This is a genomic window from Paenibacillus ehimensis NBRC 15659 (assembly GCF_004000785.1).
GTDB classification, from domain to species: Bacteria; Bacillota; Bacilli; order Paenibacillales; family NBRC-103111; genus Paenibacillus_G; species Paenibacillus_G ehimensis.
On sequence record NZ_BILX01000201.1, the window covers coordinates 1 to 835 of the forward strand.

Annotated in this window: 1 protein-coding gene; it reads left to right on the forward strand. The window is 64.9% G+C overall.

The window, feature by feature from the left end; genetic code table 11:
• Positions 1-142 precede the first annotated feature (142 nt).
• Positions 143-835, forward strand: a 693-nt coding sequence (locus PEH01S_RS34325) for an AAA family ATPase (RefSeq protein ID WP_164828163.1), incomplete at its 3' end; no start/stop codon positions are given.

Below are 835 nucleotides of genomic sequence, written 5' to 3' on the forward strand. Positions count from 1 at the left end.
GAGCGGCAGACCGGCGGGGCGCAGCCCGAGCCGGAGCTGACCCGGCTGTTTCTGGAGCTGTTACATACGGAGGAAGACGATCCGGCGGTGTAGCCGGAAACGGATAGAGTAGATTGGAAAGGTATGGAAAGGGGGCTCGCTTATGCGGCCGATTCATTTGCAAATCGCGGGGCTGCAAAGCTACCGGGAAGCGCAGGACATCGATTTCAGCGCGCTGACGGGCGCGGGCGTATTCGGTATCTTCGGGCCGACGGGCAGCGGCAAGTCGACGCTGCTCGATGCGATGACGCTGGCCTTGTTCGGGAAGGTGGAGCGGGCTCCGGGCGGCACGCAGGCGATCATGAATCAGGCGGAGCAGATACTGTCCGTCTCGTTTACTTTCGAGCTGGGGCATGCGCTCGGCGTCAAGCGCTACCGCGTCGACCGCCAGTTCAAGCGCGGCGGCGACGTCTCGGTGCTCGGCAGCCTGTGCCGGCTGATTCAATACCGGGACGACGAAGCGGTTGTGCTGGCCGACAAGGCGGGAGAGGTCAATCAGCGGATTCAGGATATTTTGGGCTTGTCGATGGCTGATTTTACCCGGGCGGTCGTGCTGCCGCAAGGGAAGTTCGCGGAGTTTTTGACGCTGACGGGCAAAGACCGGCGGGCGATGCTGCAGCGCTTGTTCCATCTGGAGCCGTACGGTGACCGGCTGAGCGCGAAAACCGCCGCCCGCTTCAAGGAGACGGACGTGGCCATCCGTGCGCTCCAAGCGGAGCAGCAGGGCCTCGGCGACGCCTCGCAAGCGGCGCTGGCGCAGGCCGAGCAGCGGCTCGCCGAAGCGCGCGAAGCCGCC